Below are 1,585 nucleotides of genomic sequence, written 5' to 3' on the forward strand. Positions count from 1 at the left end.
TTACTCATCTCATTTACGCATTTTTCAATGCAATCAAGCTCTAAATAATCATCAGAATCTAAAAAGTGAATAATATTATTAGGTAAATCTTGAATTATAAAATCATTAATATTTTTAAGCTTTGTTTGGATTATATTTTTACTAAGTTTTGTAAAGTTTTTATTTATTTCTTCTTTTGCAAGTTCTTTAGTATTGTTTTTAAAAGCATTTGTGCTTTTGTAGCTTACAATATTATCTTCATTTTCAAAAAATTCTCTTAATTTTGTATCTTTGATAAATTCTAAACCCGCATTTCTAGCTGAACTTAAACCACCATTTTCTTTTATAATAAGAAAAATTCTTTCATCTTTTTTAGTATATTCTTTAGCGATATTTAAGCTATTATCAGTGCTTCCATCATCGACTAAAATAATATCTAAATTTTTATAGGTTTGATTTATGACGCTTTTTAAACACTCATCTAGGTATTTTTCCACATTATAGATTGGGATTATGATAGAAACAAAAGAAACATTCATATACACCTTCTTTGTTTTTTAAAGATTATATAAAATAGAAAATAAAAAAATAATTATATATTAATAATAATATTAAAAATTTTATAATATAAAATTAACTTTTTTTTGAATTTAAAAAAATAGATGAAAGAAACAATAATTTAATTAATCTATAATATTAAACACTAGACAATTATAAATTACTTATAATTTTAACTTTTTTTTCATATGAAATCCAATTTTTATTATTTTATAATAATATTTATTAATAAAATGCAATCTATATTTACAATCTAAAATTTCAATATTTAAAAAATATAAATAATATTTTTTAACATTCAAATTAATTTTAGAATTTCTTATAAGTTTTAAAATTTTTTCACAATCTGCCAATTTTTCATCCACTTTATCTAAATTTGTTATAGAATTATCATTAACAATATAATAATAACCAACGTATTCGATTGATTTTATCTTCTCATTAATCAACAAAGCAAAAACAAATAAATCCTCTGCAAAAATTAAATTATAATTTTGAAAAGATAATAATATTTGTTTTAAATAAAAATCTTTTTTTACAATTAAATTACACAAATTCCAAGGTGTAAATTGCTTTTTTTTGATAATTTTCAAGTATTCTTGCCAATTTTTCCATTTTGCTGAAAAAATTTCATAGTTATTTTTATTTATTTTTACATATGAAAAAGATAGCAATACATATTCATTTATATTTTCCATTGCTATTTTACAAATATCAAGCTCTAAATAATCATCAGGATCTAAAAACATCAAATACTCACTATTTGAATGTTTAACACCATTATTTCTGGCTGCAAAGGTGCCTAGGTTTGTTTTATTATGGATTATTTTTATTCTTGTATCTTTTTTGGCATATTCTTTAGCTATTTCTATACTTTTGTCATTTCCACAATCATCCACAACGATTATTTCTATATCTTTAAAGGTTTGATTTATGCAACTTTCCAAAGCTCTTGCTATATATTTTTCTACATTATAGGTGGGTACAATTATTGAAATTTTAGACATTATTTTTCTTAAAAAGTTTTTTAGGATGGCGCAAATAAAAT

General features: G+C 20.5%; 2 protein-coding genes. Both read right to left on the reverse strand.

All coding sequences use genetic code 11. The annotated features are described in order from the left end of the window. Positions 1-518: glycosyltransferase family 2 protein (locus AJ885_RS02685; RefSeq protein ID WP_148123894.1), on the reverse strand; the 518-nt coding region annotated here is incomplete at its 3' end. 183 nt (positions 519-701) lie between these two features. Continuing rightward, positions 702-1,585: glycosyltransferase family 2 protein (locus tag AJ885_RS02690; RefSeq protein WP_251988553.1), on the reverse strand; the 884-nt coding region annotated here is incomplete at its 5' end.

It is taken from the genome of Campylobacter sp. BCW_6464, assembly GCF_001762775.1.
Classification (GTDB): domain Bacteria; phylum Campylobacterota; class Campylobacteria; order Campylobacterales; family Campylobacteraceae; genus Campylobacter_D; species Campylobacter_D jejuni.